This window comes from Polyangium spumosum (assembly GCF_009649845.1).
Taxonomy (GTDB): domain Bacteria; phylum Myxococcota_A; class Polyangia; order Polyangiales; family Polyangiaceae; genus Polyangium; species Polyangium spumosum.
The window spans coordinates 332,364-346,845 of sequence record NZ_WJIE01000007.1; the positions used below are offsets into that span (position 1 = coordinate 332,364).

Sequence of the window (14,482 nt, forward strand, 5' to 3'; positions counted from 1 at the left end):
CAACGCTCGGCGTCCGGGCTCATTGCGAAGCGCCGCGGGTGAGGGCTCTCGTCATCAGGTGAGGACAGGACGCCGCAGCAGCGTCGTCACGTGAATCAATGAACGCGTAATGGACTAGAGCCCTTTCATCCAGCCCATCGCCGCGCCCGTCGGATCACGGACGATCGCGACGCGCCCGACGTTTGGCATGTCCACCGGCTGCCGCACGATGGTGGCGCCCCGGGCCACGGCCTTCGCGACACACGCGTCCACGTCGTCCACCCCGACGAACGAGAACCAGTACGAGTCCTTGGCGTCCGGAATGGCGCCGACCTCCATCCCGCCGAGCCCCGCCACCATCCGATCTCCCGACTTCGCGACCCAGTAACGCCCCTCGGGGATGGGGAACTCCTCGAACGTCCAGCCGAGCGTCTCCGCGTAAAACGCCTTCGCGGCCTCCACGTCCGTCGTCGTCAGCTCGTTCCAAACGAATGTGCCGTGCATGGTTTGTCCTTTCCCTCGCGCGCGGCGCATCCCAGCACGGCTCGGCCCCTCTTGACAAGCCCCCACCTACCCGAGGAACCCTCCCGCCGCCGCCCGCGAGAACCCCGCGTGCTGGCTCGCGCGCATCGCCGATTGCGAGAACATCCGGAATGCGCGCCGGATCTCCCCGGCGTCGCTCCGCGGCGTCAGGATCCACCGGTCCTCGATCCCCATCGCGCGAAACACGTCCCGGAACGGCGTACGCCCGTCGTCGATCCCCATGGCCGCCACGATGTGTTGCTCGCTCGCCAGCATGTCCCGCACGAGCGCGCGCACGTCGCTCGCCTTGCTCTTGCAAGAACCCTCATCCGCCCCATCCGTGAGGATCAACGTCACGCTCCGCACGGGCACCCCGCTCTGCGCGAACTCCTGCGTTTTTGCGATCACCGTCCCGAGGAGCACCACCGTCTGATCGTAGAGCGGCGTCCCCAGCAGGGGATCGTAGTTCTTCGTATTCATCCGCTCGGCCTCCGCGACGGGCCGGTACGGATAAAGCACGAATCCATTCAGGTACCGCGTATGCGCCAGGATCGAGTCCTTCTGCTTCGACGAAGCGAGCGCCTCCACCACCGCGTTGTGCCCCTCCCGCACGGCGTCCGCGTTCCCGGAGAAACGGATCGACCCCGAGTCGTCCGGCATGATCGTCACGAGCACGACCTCGGAGGCCTGCACGTCGTCCACACCCACGCCGAGCCCGGCCTGGATCTGCGCGCCGATGTCGATCGCCGCGAGCGCCGCGAGCGCCTCCGGCGAGAGCGTCCCTTCCTCCTCCGCCGCCTCGAACAACTTCTGGATGTCGCTTCCTTTTTTCATGATGACCTCCTCTATTTCAACCAGCGCCCGATCTCGTCCGTGCTCTTCACCAGGTTCATCCCCGCCGCCGCGAACTTGGCGAGCGCCTTGTCGGCCTCGGGCGTGAAATCCGCCATGAACCCGCCCTTGCCGTCCGGCACCGTCACGGCCGACATGCAATCGGTGAGCAGGTAGATCTTCCTCGCGAGCGCGGCGTCCACCGAGGCGATCTCGCCGAGGATGTCGTCGATCGAGCTCTTCACGCAATGGCTCGCCGCCTGCCCCGCGATGATCACCGCGTCCGCCGCGAGCAGCGTCTTCAGAAAGAGCGTGTTCTTCTGCCCGAGCGGCTGCCCGTCGAAGCGCGTGAGCACCTCCGGCGAGAGCACCGAATAGTTCTCGGTCAGCGGGTTGCCGCCCTTCACCTCCACCCACGACTGCGCCCCGCGCACGTACGCGTGGAAGAGCCGCGCCTCGTGGATCGCCCCCACGAGCGCGTGCCCGTCGCTCCCGAGCAAGCAATGCGGCGGCCACAGGTAGAGCGTGTACTTCCCGGCCTTCTCGAGCTCCTCGCAATAATGCCGCACCTGCTTCACGAGCCACGGGTAGTTCCCGCCGCAGAGCCATTTCGCCACGGCCGGGTTCGGCCGCGCCTCGCCCGCGTCGACGTCGCGCGTGGTGATCACGCGGTGCGCCGAGAGGGGTTTGCCCTCCCGGTCCACCCAGAACGACGGGAAGAAGATCTGGTGCGAGAAATGCGTATCCATCGTCGTCGTGATCGCCGTGAGCACGTCGAGGTTCCGGTAAATGAACTCCGCGATGCGGCGGCTGTCGTCGACGGCCCCCGTCCCGCTCCTGCCGGCCACGAAGAGCGCGCCCTCGGGGTGGCAGAAATCCTTCTGCACGTCGATGAGCAAGAGGTGCACGTTCGTCCTGTCGGCGCCCGCCGGCTTGATGTCGAGCGACCTGCGCCAGTCCTCGGCGGCCGTGAAGAGCAGCTCCTCCTTGGGGTGATGGCCCCAGCGCTCGGCGCTCTTGTGATCGTAAAAGACCGGCAGCGGAAGATCGGTGTGTCTCATGAGGTGTCTCCTCTTCGTTTGTCTCGTCAACCCATGACGAGCTTCGTGATCTCACGTGTCCCCACGACCCAGAGCCCCGCGTGGCTGGCGAGGATCCGCGCGCCTTCCTGCACGAAGGGCTCGGTGTCCGGGAAGCTGCGCGCCTCCGCCGGCCCGCCCGGGCCGAGCTCGACGCGCACGAGGCCGCCGTCCGTGGCCGCGAGCAACGCGCCCCCGATCGCCTTCTTGCCCGCGATCGATCCGAGCCACGTTCCGTCGCCCGCCTCGGCCTCGGCCACGCCGAGCCATGCGCCGCTCCCGGCCACCACCACGCACCGGTTCATCGCGCGACCGGCGCGCACGTACGTCATGAAGAACCATACCCTGTCGTCATCGATGACCGCGTCCGCGGCCACGATCTGCCCGCTCGGCCAGGGCAATTTCAGCGAATCACGGATCCCGCGGCGCTCGGCGTCCCAGGTGAACGCGACCGAGACCGCCCCCGCCCGGTAAAACCCGAAGCCGAGCCGCTCGCCGGCCCAGATACGCGTCTGCCCCGCGAGGACGTCCCCCCAGAGCTCCGCCGCGCCCTCCGCGAGGCCCACGAGGGGCGTTCCGGCATGACGCGCGGCGCGCCGGTAGAGGCGCCCTCCGTGGACGAACCAGCGATATCGTTCATTCACCACGAACGCGGGCTCATTGCCACAGACGTCGACCGTGAGGGCCTCCTCCGAGGCCCCGCCCCCGAGGGCCACGACCCGGCCGCGCCGCGCGATGAACGTGGTTTTCCCCTGCACCCAGAGCCGCAATGCCCCGTCGAGCGGCCCCCGCGCGATCACGGCCCCGTCCTCCCGCTTGTAAACGCCCTCCTCGTGCACCACGTACGCCGGCAGGTCCCCGACGAGCGAGGTCGCGAGAAGCGTGCCCGACGTCTCGAACCTCCGCGTCGCCTTCACGTGGCCCCGCACGACGATCACCTCGCGCGCCACGCCGTGATCGCAGGCAGGACACCGCACCCGCGCGTGTTCGGCGCCGCACGACACGCACCTCGTAAAGCGCAAGTTCTCCAGCAACACGTGCGAGATCGGCGCCCGCGCGTCGCGCTCGAAGATCGCGGAGAGCGCGTGCAGCAGGTCGTCCGGTAAAACGCCGTACGGGATCGCCGGCTTGGGATACCGCACCTCCGGGTCGAAGACCGTGATTCGCCGGAGCGGCCGCGCCGCTTCGGGGACACGTTTTGCCGGATCCCGCGGCCGATACACCCCGCCATAGGGCCCCACGCAGAGCAACGTGCCCATCACCATCACGGCGAACGCATACCAGTCCGATTCGGCCGAGAAGGGCCGCACCGGCGCGGGCCGCGGCGCGCTCGCGTCGCAGAGGAGCGGATCGACGAACCGCTCGGTATAAACGGGGCACGGAAAAGAGCCGAACTGGAAGCTGTCCGCGTCCACGAGGTGCGCCTCGCCGCCCCGCGCGAGCACGTTCAGGTCGTTGAAATCGCCGATCACCGCGCCCGCCCGATGAACGGCCGCGACCGTCGCGCGGAGGTCACGGAGCAGCCGCGCCGCCGCCTCGCCCCCGAGCGCCCTGCGCCGCGCGGGCTCGCCGAGGCACATGAGCGGCTCGGCGCCCGCGACGAGGCGCATCGTATACCCGAGGATCGTGCGCCCCTTGCGGTCTTTTGCGAGCGCGATCGGCGCGGCGACCCGCTCGGGCAAACCCGCCGGGAAGAGCGGCATCTTCTCCTGCACGAGCGCGAGCCTGTCCGCCGCCGCGCGCGCCTCGACCGAGGCCCCGGCGACGTCCGGATGATCGGGCCCCTTCCAGAGCTTCAGCGCGATGCCCCCGCCGAGGTCGAAGACGTCCGCCTCGCCGCCCTTGCCAATCGAGGCCTGCGGGCTCACGCGAATGCGTTTGTCGTCGATGTACACATCCATGGCACACGTCTCCCGCTCTCGCCTCCCGGCGAGCCCGAACGGCCACTTCATTCGCCCGTCCCCTTGCTAAATGGCGACGCTCGCCTGTCTCGGACGCACGACGAGCACCGTCGTATCGTCCTCGAGAAGCCCCGGCTCCTTGTGCACCCGCCGCTCGTCCCAGAGCGGCCGCGTCACGTCACGATTGACGAGCGCGAGCGACCGCCGCACCGCGTCCACGTTCCGAAAAAATCGATCCTCCGACCAGAAGCTCCGCAGCGGCGGGACCCGCTCCCCGCGCGCCCCGGGGATCGCCGCGCCTTCGAGCGCGCTGTAATCGGCAGCCCCGTCGGTGCCGATGAGCGCCGACGTGAAGGACGCCGCGGGAATGACGCGGTGAATCGAGAACCGCGGCCCCTCCCCCGCGAGCCCATACCCGAGGTAGGGCGGCGCATTGCCGGGAAAGGGGCCGAGGCGCGTGATCTCGTCCCCCACCGCGAAGACCCCGTCCCCGATGCCGAACACCACGGCCCGCTCGGCCGAGATCGCCACGCCGAGCACGGTGAACAGGAAAAACTCGGCGATCCCGCGCGCGTGGGCGACGCCCATGGCCTGCGCGGCCGAGGCGAGCGCGAGGAGCGAGCGCTCCCGCACGCGCTCGAACGTCGCCTCCTCGTCGATCGCGGCGCCGGCCGTGATCTCGAGCAGGACCTCGGAAGCGACGATCCGCGCCCCCATGGCCGCGCCGATCTCGTTATGCGCCCCGCTCCCGCACCCGTCACAAACGACGCCGACGAGCCCGCCCTCGTCCGCGCGAAATGCAAATGCGTCCTGATTGGGTCTGCCGGCGAGGACGTGCGAGCGCCCCGTCACGCTGCCGGCGGCCACCTCGAATCGCCCGTCCTCGCGCATGGCTCCCTCCCTCGCGTCAAACCTCGAACAAGAAGCCCTCTTTTTCGAGCTTCCGATACGCCTTCTCGTCGAACGTATAGAGCCGCGCCGCCCTGTGCGCGACGTCCTGCTCGACCTCGTCGAGCTCGATCAGGAGCCCGGTCGAGAGCACTTTTTTTCGGAAGTTCCGCTTGTCGAGCTCCTGATCGAGGACCTTCTCGTACACGCGCTGGAGCTGCGTGAGCGTGAACTTCTTGGGCAAGAGCTCGAACCCGAGGGGCGCATACCGGACCTTGCCGCGGAGGCGCGTGATCGCCTTGTCGAGGACGGCCTCGTGATCGAAGGCGAGCTTCGGCAAATCGTCGATGGCGAACCAGGCGGCCTCGCGCGCGTCGGTGGCGGCGCGGACCGCGTGCTCGGAGAGCTTCACCAGCGCGTAATAAGCGACCGATACGACGCGCTCGCGGGGATCTCGATCGATCGCTCCGAACGTATATAGCTGCTCGAGGTACACCTTCTCGATACCAGCCTCCTCGCGGAGCTCGCGCCGCGCGGCCTCGTCGAGCGTCTCGTCGAGGCGCACGAACCCGCCGGGCAAGGCCCAGCGGCCCGCGAACGGCTCGATGCCGCGCCGGATGAGCAGGACCTTGAGATCCTCCTCGTCGAGGCCAAAAACGACACAATCCACGGCGAGCGCCGGGCGCGGGTAGTGGTAGGTCACGCTCATGATCGGGTCCGTGTTGGATGTACACGAAGCTTAGTGTCGATCCGACACCGTGTCAAGACGGGGGAGCCAACTGCGATGCAAGCCGAGCGAGGCGCCTCACAAGTACGGTTCGCTGCCGTCGCACAGGGCTTCGAGCACATCGCTCGCCATGTCCCTCCCCGTCGCGGCGCACTCCTCCAGAATCGCGCGTCCCTGCGCATCTCCGACCCGCGCGAGGGCGCAGGCTGCCCTCTCCTGCTCGAACACATCGGGCAGGCTGAGCTCTCGCCTTCGTCTCTCGTACCAAGCATCGAGCGCAGGGGCGCGAACGCCGCCGATACGCGTGAGGGCCAGCGCGACCACGTCGCTCACATACAAATGCCACCACATGTCGGCGCAGATCTCGTCGTCGTCGAGGGCTTTGATCAGCGCATCCACGGACGCAGGCGACGCCGTGCGGCACAAGGCCACCGCTGCCATGTAGCGCGTGAGTATCTTCCCCGAGAGCAAGAGCGAGCAAGTATGTTCGACATCGATCGGATCCATCTCGGGGCTCAGGGCGCGCGCGGCGCTCGCGCGAACCAGCGCCTTGTAGCCGCTGTCTCGCACGACCGAGCGCACCAGTGCGAGCCCCGGATCTCCACGCGATAGGAGCTGGAGGCAGAAGCGCTTCGCGTCCAGGGTGCTCTCAATCAAGGCCGGATCCGTGCGGAGGGCCTCGGCGCACGCCGCGAAATCATCGGTGAGGGGATCGACCATACCCGACCGCTACCACATCGACGAATGCACCGTACGATCATGAGCTCGATCATACGCTCCGCTCCGGGACCCTCCCACCCGCTCCGGCCCCATTTGCTCGTTGCCCGCGGGGTACGCGTCGTCGTGGTGCACGCAGAACAGGAAAGGATCGGCCGTCACCCAGGGGAAACCGAGGGGCTGCGTCTCCAGCACGATCTTGCTTCCGGCTCGCATCTCAATACCCGATCCCCACGGCCTCGCGCACGTAGCGCATCGCCATCAGCTCGCTCACCATGAACTCGGCGACGTCCGCGCGGCTCACCTCGTACGAATCGCCGGCGGGCCCGTCCTTCTCGACCTTGTAATTGCCTCGCCTCGGGCCGTCCAGGAGCCGGGGCGGGCGCACGATCGTCCAGTCGGAGTCGCTCGCGCGCAGCCGCTCCTCCGCTTTTTGTTGATCCGCGATCACCCTCCGCAACATCCATCGCCCCGCGGTCCGGAACAAGAATGGCGCCCGCGGGTCCTCGATCGTCCCGGCCGACGTCACGCACACGAACCTGCGCACGCGCGCCTCCGCCATCGCCCACAAGATGGCGGCGAATCCGTCCGAAAAGAGGTTCGTCTCGCCGAGGTCTTTCCCTGTCCCGAGCGCCGAGATCACCGCGTCCACGCCGCGCATCGCCGGCCCCACGTGGCCCCACTCGAGCACGTCTCCTTGCACGAGCTCGAGGCGCGGCGACCAGGCGCCCACGGCCGCGGGCCTGCGCGCGAACGCCCGCACCTCGTAGCCCGCGTCGAGCGCCTGCGCCACGACCTCTCGACCCGTGGGCCCCGAAGCCCCGAAGACCAAGATCTTCATGCGCCGAATCATCGTACGTCGGGCGCGACGTCGCAACGCGTATCGTTTACAATCCCCTCATGGCCAGGCTGCCCCCGCCGCCCCCGAGCTCCGAGATCACGCCCGAAGCGCGATACCTGCGCCGCCGCGAGATCCTGAAGAGCGCGGGGCTCTTCGTGGGCACGGCCGCGGCGCTCGGCACGGGCCTCGTCGCGCTCACGGGCCGCGGCCGCCGCGCGACCGTCACGGCCGAGCCCCTGCCCCCGGGCCTCGCCCTGCCCACGCCCGGGCCGCCCCCCGCGCCCCCGGGCTCGGCTGCGGCGCGTGATCCTTTCAAGACGGACGAACCTCGCACGCCCTACGAGGACGTGACGACGTACAACAATTTTTACGAGCTCGGCCTCGACAAGGAGGACCCAGCGCGGAACACGAAGACCTTGAAGCCTCGCCCCTGGACCGTGGTGTTCGAGGGCGAGATCAAGAAACCCCAGCGCATCGACATCGATACGCTCTTGAAATGGTTCCCGCTGGAGGAGCGCGTCTACCGCATGCGGTGCGTCGAGACGTGGTCCATGGTGATCCCGTGGCTCGGCTTCCCGCTCGGCAAGCTGATCGAGCGGCTCGAGCCGACGTCGCGGGCGAAATACGTCGCCTTCACGACGCTCATGGATCCGGAGCAGCTCCCGTTCCAGCTCACGGACGTGCTCGAATGGCCCTACCGCGAGGGATTACGCCTCGACGAGGCCAAGCACCCGCTCACGATGCTCGCCGCGGGCCTCTACGGCAAATCGCTGCCGGGGCAAAACGGCGCCCCGCTCCGGCTCGTCGTGCCCTGGAAATACGGGTTCAAGGGGATCAAGTCGATCGTGCGGATCGCGCTCGTCGAGAAGGAGCCCGAGACGTCCTGGAACATGGCCGCCCCGCGCGAATACGGGTTTTACGCGAACGTCAACCCGGAGGTCGCACACCCGCGCTGGAGCCAGGCGATGGAGCGGCGCATCGGCGACCTCGACAAGCGCCCGACGCTGATGTTCAATGGTTACGCGGAGGAGGTCGCGCACCTCTACGCGGGTATGGACCTCCGGATGTTTTATTGATGGCGGCGAGCGAGATCCCCAGGGGCGCGGGCAAGCTCGGCTGGCTCTCGCCCGCGATCGTCACGGGAGGGCTCGCCCCGGCCGTCGTCCTCGTGATCCGCGCCGCCCGGAGGGACCTCGGCGCGAACCCGATCGCCGAGGCAATGAACCAGCTCGGGCTGCTCGCGCTCGTCCTTCTGGTCCTCTCGCTCGCCGCGACGCCGCTCCAGATCGCCACCGGCTGGAAGTGGCCGATCCGCATCCGCAAGACCTTGGGCCTGCTCGGCTTTTTTTACGTCTGCGCGCATTTCCTGGTGTACGCGGTCCTCGACCAGTCCCTCGCCCTCGGCGCGATCGCCGCGGACATCACGAAGAGGCCGTTCATCCTCGTGGGGTTCGTCGCGTTCGTCCTGCTCGTCCCGCTGGCCGCGACGTCGACGGCCAAGGCCCTCAAGCGGATGGGGTTCGCCCGGTGGAAACGATTGCACAGGCTCGCGTACGTGGCCGCGATCCTCGGCATCGTCCATTTCGTGATGCGGGTGAAGAAGGACCTGACCGAGCCGGCGATCTACGGGGCCCTCCTCGGCGGGCTGTTTCTGATCCGGATCATGGACGTGGCGCTGAAGCGCCGGGACAAACGCGGCTCCATGCGCGGTTAAGCCGGCCCGCCCGCCAATCGCCCCACGCCGAACCGCTTCGCCACGGCCAGCAAGACCCCCACGTTCCGCACCTCTTCGGTCGGCAAGAGGAGCCGACGACCCGACGTGAGCCGCACTTCGAGCCACCGGAACGAGAGCTGCATCGCGTCCACGTCGTTCCACGGCGAACCGCTCGCGCCGTAATGAATGCCCGACGCGTCGACCACCACCGGGCCAAACTTGAGCCGCTCCCCCGCGTCGAGCGCGCTCTCCGCCTCCGCGACGAGCCGCGCCGCCGTCTCGTTTTGCACCCGCGCGGCGAGGTCCTTCGCGCCGTCGAGCTCCGTCGGCAGCTCGATCACCCGGCCGTCCCGCGCCCCGAGGCGCACGATCGACTCGGGTGAACGTACGGGCTCGTAGAATCGCGCCCAGATGGCCGTCACGTCGTCCCAGGAGAACACGTGGCTCCCGGAATGGTTGGTGATGCAGATCCCCTCGTCGTGTACGGTCACGCGACCACGGACGCGGCGCACGAAGGCGCGCAGCGCGAAGGCCGCGCCGGTCCCGAACATGCTCGCTTGCAGCACGGCCAAGGCCCAGCGGCCGGGATCCGAGCCGCGCCCGAGCGGCGCGAGCAGCAGCCCGAGCGCGATGAGCGCCGCGACCGAACCCACGACGAGGTAACCGACACGACCCAGCTTGCTCGTGCGGTGTGTCGCGACGGGCGGGCCAAACGAAAGCGGGGCAGCGCGGTAGGGGCTGATCGCCTTGGCGTTCGTTTCGCGAGGGGCTTCGAGGCGCGGAGGCACGAGGGGGGCGAGTATAACCTCGTTCCCGCTGCGACGTGCTACCCTCCGCGCCGACGCGTGATGCGGTATCTCACCCTGCTCGGCCTCCAGCTCCGCAAGTCGGCCACGCTCGCGATGCAGTATCGCTGGGATTTCGTGGTCAGCGGGGCCCTCGCCCTGCTCTGGACGGCCGCGGGCCTGGTGCCGTTCCACATCGCCTTCCACGGCAGGCCACCCGTCGGCGGCTGGACGTACGAGAGCGCGCTCGTCGTCGTGGGCTTTTTCACGCTGCTCCGGGGCGTGCTCGACGGCGCCGTCAACCCCTCGCTCCTCTCGGTCGTGCAGCAGATCCGCGAAGGTACGCTCGATTTCGTGCTGCTCAAGCCCGCCGACGCGCAATTCCTCGTCTCGACCACGAAGTTCGAGGTCTTCCGCGTGCTCGACGCGCTCGCCGGGCTCGGCCTCGTCACCTTCGCTTTCGTGCGCCTCGGCCACGCGCCCAGCGCGGCCGGCGTGCTCACGGCCCTCGTCATGCTCGTGGCGGCCACGGTGGTCCTTTATTCGATCTGGATCCTCGTCATCGCCGCGGCATTCTGGGTGGTCCGCGTGGACAACCTCGCGTACCTCTTCGACTCGATCTTCGATTTCGCGCGCTGGCCCGTGTCCGTGTTCAAAGGAATCTGGAAGTTCGTCTTCACCTTCGTCATCCCGCTCGGCGTGATGACGACCTACCCGGCCGAGGCGCTGCTCGGCGCGCTCGCCACAGAGACCGCCGTCGCCTCGATCTTCGGCGCGACCGCGCTCGCCGTGGCCGCGCGCGCCGTCTGGACCCGCGCCATCGGCCATTATACCTCCGCTTCGAGCTGAACGTCCCGCGATGCCCTCCGATCTAGCCCTCGACACGAAAGTCACGCCCGTCCCCGGTTCGTCCGGTCATTACACAACCCATTTGCCCGACGCCTGGAGCTGGAACCTGCCCTCGGGCGGCGTGCTCATGACCGTGGCGCTGCGCGCGATCGAAGACGCCATCGGCGACGCGACGTTTCGCCCGGTCTCGGCGACGTCGCTCTTCTGCACCCCCGTCCCGGCGGGGCCACTCGAGGTGCGGGTCGAGATCCTCCGGCGAGGGAATGCGGCCGTGCAGGCGCGCGCCGCGCTCCGCGCCGAGGCGTCCCCGGGCACGGACCTCGAGGTGAGCGCGACCTTCGCCCGGGAGCGGCCCGGGATCGACCTCATCGACACCTCGCCTCCACGTGTCCCCGATCCCGAGCAGGCCCCGCCGATCGTGGAGCCGCGCCGCTCGACCCCTGGCCGGACCGAATACCCGTTCCTCGACAACTTCGACTCGCGCCTCGGGCTCGGGCACGTCTGGTGGGAGCCCGGCTGGTCCGCGGGGCCTGCTCGTTATGCGCGCTGGATGCGTTACAAGATCCCCCAGCGCCTGCCGGACGGCACGCTCGATCCCTTCGCGATCCCGCCGATCGCGGACCTCATGCCCCCCGCCCTGCGCCAGAAGCTCGGCCCGGACGGCCCGCCTTTCCACGCGCCGAGCCTGGACCTCACGGTGCATTTCCTCGACCCCACGACGAGCGAATGGCAACTCGTGAGCGTGTGGGCGCGCAGGGCGCGGATGGGTCACGCGACGGCGGAGGTGGAGGTCTGGGGCGCGGACGGCAAGCTCACGGCGTACGCGACGCAGACGATGTTTCTGCGCAAACCGACCCGGTAGCGCCGAGTGCATTGACGAACCACGCGGACCCCCGCACGATGCCTCGCCATGGAACGAAAGAAGGCGCGATGGGCGGCGATGCTCTCGCTCGTCGCGGCGCTCGTGTTGCCTTCCCGCGCGCGCGCCGACGCCGTCCCGCCCGCGCCGACCTCGTGTCCCAGCGGGACCCACGGCATCACCGGGCACCTCGGCGCGGGCTGCGCCCCCGACCACTGCCCCACCGGCTCCGAACCTGCCGTCTGCGACGGCGGCGCGCGGCCTTGCTGCTTGATGGAGCTCTGCAACATGCGCGACGGGAGGTCCTGCGCGCCGAACGCGTGCGCCGAGGTGCGGATGTGCGTCGCCCCCGGCGTCATCCGGACCCCGGGGTCCGGCGCCAGCCATCGAGAGGCCGTGAGCTACGTGAACGAGGACAAAGGCTGCGCGCCGGGCTCGACGCAGGAGATCGTGGCCACGTGCCTGAAGACGACGTCCGCGACGAGCGCGCCGGGCCGCCGCGGCGCGATCTGCTCGTGTGATCTCGGCGCGAACGAGCCCGGGGCGCTCCCGCTCGCCGCGGGCGTGATGGTTTGTCTCTTCGCATGGGCGCGGAGGCGCGAAGCCCGATGCTGAAATGGCTACTCGTCGGCCTCGTGGTGTTCTTGATCTACCGGCTCGTGCTGAAGCGACCGCGTTATGATCGGCTCTTCTCCCCGGACCACCTGATGGAGCTCTCCCGCGGGCTCGGCCGCGCCAAGGAGGCCGCGCTCGGGCGCGTCGGGAAAGGCCCGCCGGCGGATCCGTTCGCCGAGGGCAATGCGTTCGTCACGTCGGCCGACATCGCCGTGGTGTACACGGTGGCGAAAGCCGGCGAGGACGGACACGAGCACCACGTCTCGCTCTCGCATCGCGGCGGCCCGTTCGCCCGCGCGGCGGCTGGGTTTCTGGCCGCGGCGATCCGCCGCTTGCTCGGGGTCGCAGAGGCGCCCGGCGTGCTCGCGGTCTCGAGCTCCGGGGTCTACCACTTGATCTTCCAGGTCCCCGCCGCGGAGGAGGCGCGGTTCGCAGCGCGCTCCGTCCCGGAGCTCGACGAGGAGGCCGCGCGGGCGCTGCTCGGCGCGGCCATGGACGAGCGGGGCGATTTGCTCGCGCGCCTCGGCAAGCTCGACGTGAAGCTCCCGAAATGATGTTCTTGGGGTTCCGAAAGGAGCTTCTCATGACACGACGACTTCGCTTCTTCGCTCTCTCTTGCCTCGCCACGCTCGGCGCCGCCTCCGCCTTCGCGACCGACGCCGACGCCTGCGGCGGCTGTTTCCATGCGGCAGACGATCCCGAGACCACGGTGGTGACGGGCCATCGCATGGCCTTCGCCATCTCCCCGACGCAGACCGTGCTCTGGGATCAGGTCGAATACACAGGATCGCCGCAGGAGTTCGCGTGGGTGCTCCCGATCAAAAAAGGCGCGCGCCTCGAGGTCGCGAGCAACGCCTGGTTCGAGGCGCTCGACGCGGCGACCTCGACGCGCGTCGTCCAGCCGCAGCTCTTCTGCGCCGACTTCGGCGGCGGCGACTTCGACAACTTCGAGAGCACGGACAGCGGCGGCAGCGGCTGCGGTTGCTTCATGATGAGCGCGGACTCGGCGAACTACGCGGGCGGGGGCACGGGCGGCGGCGAAGACCTGGCCCCGCCGCCGCCGCCGGTGGAGGTCGTCCGCCGCGAGACCGTCGGGCCCTACGAGGTCGTGACGCTCGCGACCGACACGCCCGGCGTGCTCACGGATTGGCTGCAGACCCATGGATTCGCGGTCGACGCCGAGATCCAGCCGATCATCGACCAGTACGTCGCGGAGGACTTCGACTTCATCGCGATGCGGCTCGCGCCGGGCGAGGGCGTGCAAAGCATGAAGCCCGTGCGCGTGCTCTCGCCGGGCGCGACGCCCGTCATGCCCCTGCGTATGGTCGCGGCGGGGACGGGCGCGAACACGGCGATCACGCTCTACGTGATCGGCGAGGGGCGCTGGGAGGCGAAGAACTTCCCGAACGCGAAGCTCGAGCAGGCCGAGGTCACGTGGGACTTCGCGACGCAGAGCTCCGATTATTCGGTCCTGCGCAGCGAGGTGCTCGCGAAGGACAACGCGCGCACGTTCCTGTCCTCGTACGCGCGGCAAGGTCCGCTGCTCTCCCCGGTGCAAAACTCGACGGGGCAGATGACGCGGTACATGACGGACGCGAGCCCCCAGCAGTACTCGACGATCGGCGATCTCTTCGTGCAGACGGCGATCCTGAACGGCGAGGCGTCCGAATTCGAGGCGGACTGCGCCGGTCGCTTCCTGAAGTACGCGCCGAGCGCAGACGTCGTCGTGAACCCCTGCGCCGAGGACGGGACGTGCGCCGCGGTCGAGCCGGGCCAGATCGACGCGCGCGACTTCGAATGCGCCGGTGTGATGGAGGGGACGACGCTCGACGACCTCGCCGTCGCGTTCACCGGAATGCACCCGTCGAGCGTGTGGCTCACGCGGATCGAGGGCAACCTCTCGCGCGTGGCGCTCGAGCTCGACCTCGAGCTGCAGGCGGAGAAGACGCAGGTCGAGGTCGACAACTGGCTCACCGCGGGCAAGAAGCAAAACACGCCCTGCGTGGAGTCGGCCGTGGCGCCCCTCCTGAAGGACACGGGCGCGACGCCGCGCGAGCGCCGGCAGCGCAAGGAGTTCGCCGCTGCATTGCTGGCGCTCGTCGGCATCGGCGCCGCGCTCGGCCGCAGGGTGCGCCGCGCGCTGCCGGCGCCCTCGGCGCAATGAAATGAAGGATC

Annotated in this window: 16 protein-coding genes and 1 pseudogene; 7 read left to right on the top strand and 10 right to left on the bottom strand. The window is 69.1% G+C overall.

Annotated features, from left to right (window positions below):
• Positions 1 to 114: 114 nt before the first annotated feature.
• The 9 genes and pseudogenes from GF068_RS25530 to GF068_RS25570 all read right to left on the bottom strand — a co-directional run bounded on the left by GF068_RS25530 (position 115) and on the right by GF068_RS25570 (position 7,485).
• The gene (locus tag GF068_RS25530; protein ID WP_206079549.1) at positions 115 to 483 is read right to left on the bottom strand and encodes a VOC family protein; all 369 of its coding nucleotides are present in this window, start codon (positions 481 to 483) and stop codon (positions 115 to 117) included.
• A gap of 66 nt (positions 484 to 549) precedes the next feature.
• Positions 550 to 1,335 (bottom strand): hypothetical protein, encoded by a 786-nt coding sequence (locus GF068_RS25535; protein WP_153822064.1) that lies wholly within the window; start codon positions 1,333 to 1,335, stop codon positions 550 to 552.
• 11 nt (positions 1,336 to 1,346) lie between these two features.
• On the bottom strand, positions 1,347 to 2,393 hold the full coding sequence (locus GF068_RS25540) for a cysteine hydrolase family protein (RefSeq protein ID WP_153822065.1): 1,047 nt from the start codon (positions 2,391 to 2,393) through the stop codon (positions 1,347 to 1,349).
• 26 nt (positions 2,394 to 2,419) lie between these two features.
• Complete coding sequence (locus GF068_RS25545) at positions 2,420 to 4,363, bottom strand: hypothetical protein (protein ID WP_153822066.1); 1,944 nt, start codon at positions 4,361 to 4,363, stop codon at positions 2,420 to 2,422.
• Positions 4,364 to 4,378: 15 nt separating this feature from the next.
• Positions 4,379 to 5,203, bottom strand: a complete 825-nt coding sequence (locus GF068_RS25550; RefSeq protein WP_153822067.1) for a protein phosphatase 2C domain-containing protein — start codon at positions 5,201 to 5,203, stop codon at positions 4,379 to 4,381.
• A 16-nt stretch (positions 5,204 to 5,219) separates the two neighbouring features.
• Positions 5,220 to 5,909: an NUDIX hydrolase gene (locus GF068_RS25555; RefSeq protein ID WP_153822068.1), complete on the bottom strand. Its 690-nt coding sequence runs from the start codon at positions 5,907 to 5,909 to the stop codon at positions 5,220 to 5,222.
• Positions 5,910 to 6,005: 96 nt separating this feature from the next.
• Positions 6,006 to 6,647: a HEAT repeat domain-containing protein gene (locus tag GF068_RS25560; RefSeq protein WP_153822069.1), complete on the bottom strand. Its 642-nt coding sequence runs from the start codon at positions 6,645 to 6,647 to the stop codon at positions 6,006 to 6,008.
• Positions 6,648 to 6,731: 84 nt separating this feature from the next.
• Positions 6,732 to 6,860 (bottom strand): annotated as a pseudogene (locus tag GF068_RS47405) (pirin family protein); the annotation flags it as partial.
• 1 nt (position 6,861) lies between these two features.
• On the bottom strand, positions 6,862 to 7,485 hold the full coding sequence (locus GF068_RS25570; protein ID WP_170319671.1) for an NAD(P)-dependent oxidoreductase: 624 nt from the start codon (positions 7,483 to 7,485) through the stop codon (positions 6,862 to 6,864).
• A gap of 59 nt (positions 7,486 to 7,544) precedes the next feature.
• Here GF068_RS25570 and msrP point away from each other — a divergent pair, with 59 nt between their 5' ends.
• Together msrP and GF068_RS25580 are read left to right on the top strand one after the other, a co-directional pair.
• Positions 7,545 to 8,561, top strand: coding sequence for a protein-methionine-sulfoxide reductase catalytic subunit MsrP (gene msrP, locus GF068_RS25575; RefSeq protein WP_153822071.1), 1,017 nt, complete (start codon positions 7,545 to 7,547; stop codon positions 8,559 to 8,561).
• Positions 8,561 to 9,199, top strand: coding sequence for a protein-methionine-sulfoxide reductase heme-binding subunit MsrQ (locus GF068_RS25580; protein ID WP_153822072.1), 639 nt, complete (start codon positions 8,561 to 8,563; stop codon positions 9,197 to 9,199). The genes msrP and GF068_RS25580 overlap by 1 nt, the downstream gene beginning before the upstream one ends.
• On the opposite strand, the gene GF068_RS25585 is transcribed toward GF068_RS25580, so the two are convergent.
• Complete coding sequence (locus GF068_RS25585; RefSeq protein WP_153822073.1) at positions 9,196 to 9,987, bottom strand: DUF6585 family protein; 792 nt, start codon at positions 9,985 to 9,987, stop codon at positions 9,196 to 9,198. The two genes, GF068_RS25580 and GF068_RS25585, sit on opposite strands and share 4 nt — an antisense overlap.
• Positions 9,988 to 10,047: 60 nt before the next feature.
• Here GF068_RS25585 and GF068_RS25590 point away from each other — a divergent pair, with 60 nt between their 5' ends.
• The 5 genes from GF068_RS25590 to GF068_RS25610 are packed head-to-tail and all read left to right on the top strand — an operon-like array spanning position 10,048 to position 14,471.
• Positions 10,048 to 10,833, top strand: coding sequence for an ABC transporter permease (locus tag GF068_RS25590; RefSeq protein WP_153822074.1), 786 nt, complete (start codon positions 10,048 to 10,050; stop codon positions 10,831 to 10,833).
• Positions 10,834 to 10,843: 10 nt separating this feature from the next.
• Positions 10,844 to 11,695, top strand: a complete 852-nt coding sequence (locus GF068_RS25595; RefSeq protein WP_153822075.1) for an acyl-CoA thioesterase — start codon at positions 10,844 to 10,846, stop codon at positions 11,693 to 11,695.
• Between the two features lie 48 nt (positions 11,696 to 11,743).
• Positions 11,744 to 12,307: a hypothetical protein gene (locus GF068_RS25600; RefSeq protein ID WP_153822076.1), complete on the top strand. Its 564-nt coding sequence runs from the start codon at positions 11,744 to 11,746 to the stop codon at positions 12,305 to 12,307.
• A complete protein-coding gene (locus GF068_RS25605) occupies positions 12,301 to 12,861 on the top strand; it encodes a hypothetical protein (RefSeq protein ID WP_153822077.1) in 561 nt (186 codons plus the stop codon). The genes GF068_RS25600 and GF068_RS25605 overlap by 7 nt, the downstream gene beginning before the upstream one ends.
• Positions 12,862 to 12,890: 29 nt before the next feature.
• Positions 12,891 to 14,471: a DUF2330 domain-containing protein gene (locus GF068_RS25610; protein ID WP_153822078.1), complete on the top strand. Its 1,581-nt coding sequence runs from the start codon at positions 12,891 to 12,893 to the stop codon at positions 14,469 to 14,471.
• The last annotated feature ends 11 nt before the right edge of the window (positions 14,472 to 14,482 follow it).

What these genes read in the sequence shown, in the direction of transcription:
- GF068_RS25550 (WP_153822067.1), bottom strand. Translation starts at nt 5,203, where the DNA reads ATGCGCGAGGACGGGCGATTCGAGGTGGCCGCCGGCAGCGTGACGGGG.
- GF068_RS25530 (WP_206079549.1), bottom strand. Translation starts at nt 483, where the DNA reads ATGCACGGCACATTCGTTTGGAACGAGCTGACGACGACGGACGTGGAG.
- GF068_RS25535 (WP_153822064.1), bottom strand. Translation starts at nt 1,335, where the DNA reads ATGAAAAAAGGAAGCGACATCCAGAAGTTGTTCGAGGCGGCGGAGGAG.
- GF068_RS25590 (WP_153822074.1), top strand. Translation starts at nt 10,048, where the DNA reads ATGCGGTATCTCACCCTGCTCGGCCTCCAGCTCCGCAAGTCGGCCACG.
- GF068_RS25545 (WP_153822066.1), bottom strand. Translation starts at nt 4,363, where the DNA reads ATGAAGTGGCCGTTCGGGCTCGCCGGGAGGCGAGAGCGGGAGACGTGT.
- GF068_RS25600 (WP_153822076.1), top strand. Translation starts at nt 11,744, where the DNA reads ATGGAACGAAAGAAGGCGCGATGGGCGGCGATGCTCTCGCTCGTCGCG.
- GF068_RS25540 (WP_153822065.1), bottom strand. Translation starts at nt 2,393, where the DNA reads ATGAGACACACCGATCTTCCGCTGCCGGTCTTTTACGATCACAAGAGC.
- GF068_RS25580 (WP_153822072.1), top strand. Translation starts at nt 8,561, where the DNA reads ATGGCGGCGAGCGAGATCCCCAGGGGCGCGGGCAAGCTCGGCTGGCTC.
- GF068_RS25605 (WP_153822077.1), top strand. Translation starts at nt 12,301, where the DNA reads ATGCTGAAATGGCTACTCGTCGGCCTCGTGGTGTTCTTGATCTACCGG.
- GF068_RS25555 (WP_153822068.1), bottom strand. Translation starts at nt 5,909, where the DNA reads ATGAGCGTGACCTACCACTACCCGCGCCCGGCGCTCGCCGTGGATTGT.
- GF068_RS25595 (WP_153822075.1), top strand. Translation starts at nt 10,844, where the DNA reads ATGCCCTCCGATCTAGCCCTCGACACGAAAGTCACGCCCGTCCCCGGT.
- GF068_RS25560 (WP_153822069.1), bottom strand. Translation starts at nt 6,647, where the DNA reads ATGGTCGATCCCCTCACCGATGATTTCGCGGCGTGCGCCGAGGCCCTC.
- msrP (WP_153822071.1), top strand. Translation starts at nt 7,545, where the DNA reads ATGGCCAGGCTGCCCCCGCCGCCCCCGAGCTCCGAGATCACGCCCGAA.
- GF068_RS25570 (WP_170319671.1), bottom strand. Translation starts at nt 7,485, where the DNA reads ATGAAGATCTTGGTCTTCGGGGCTTCGGGGCCCACGGGTCGAGAGGTC.
- GF068_RS25610 (WP_153822078.1), top strand. Translation starts at nt 12,891, where the DNA reads ATGACACGACGACTTCGCTTCTTCGCTCTCTCTTGCCTCGCCACGCTC.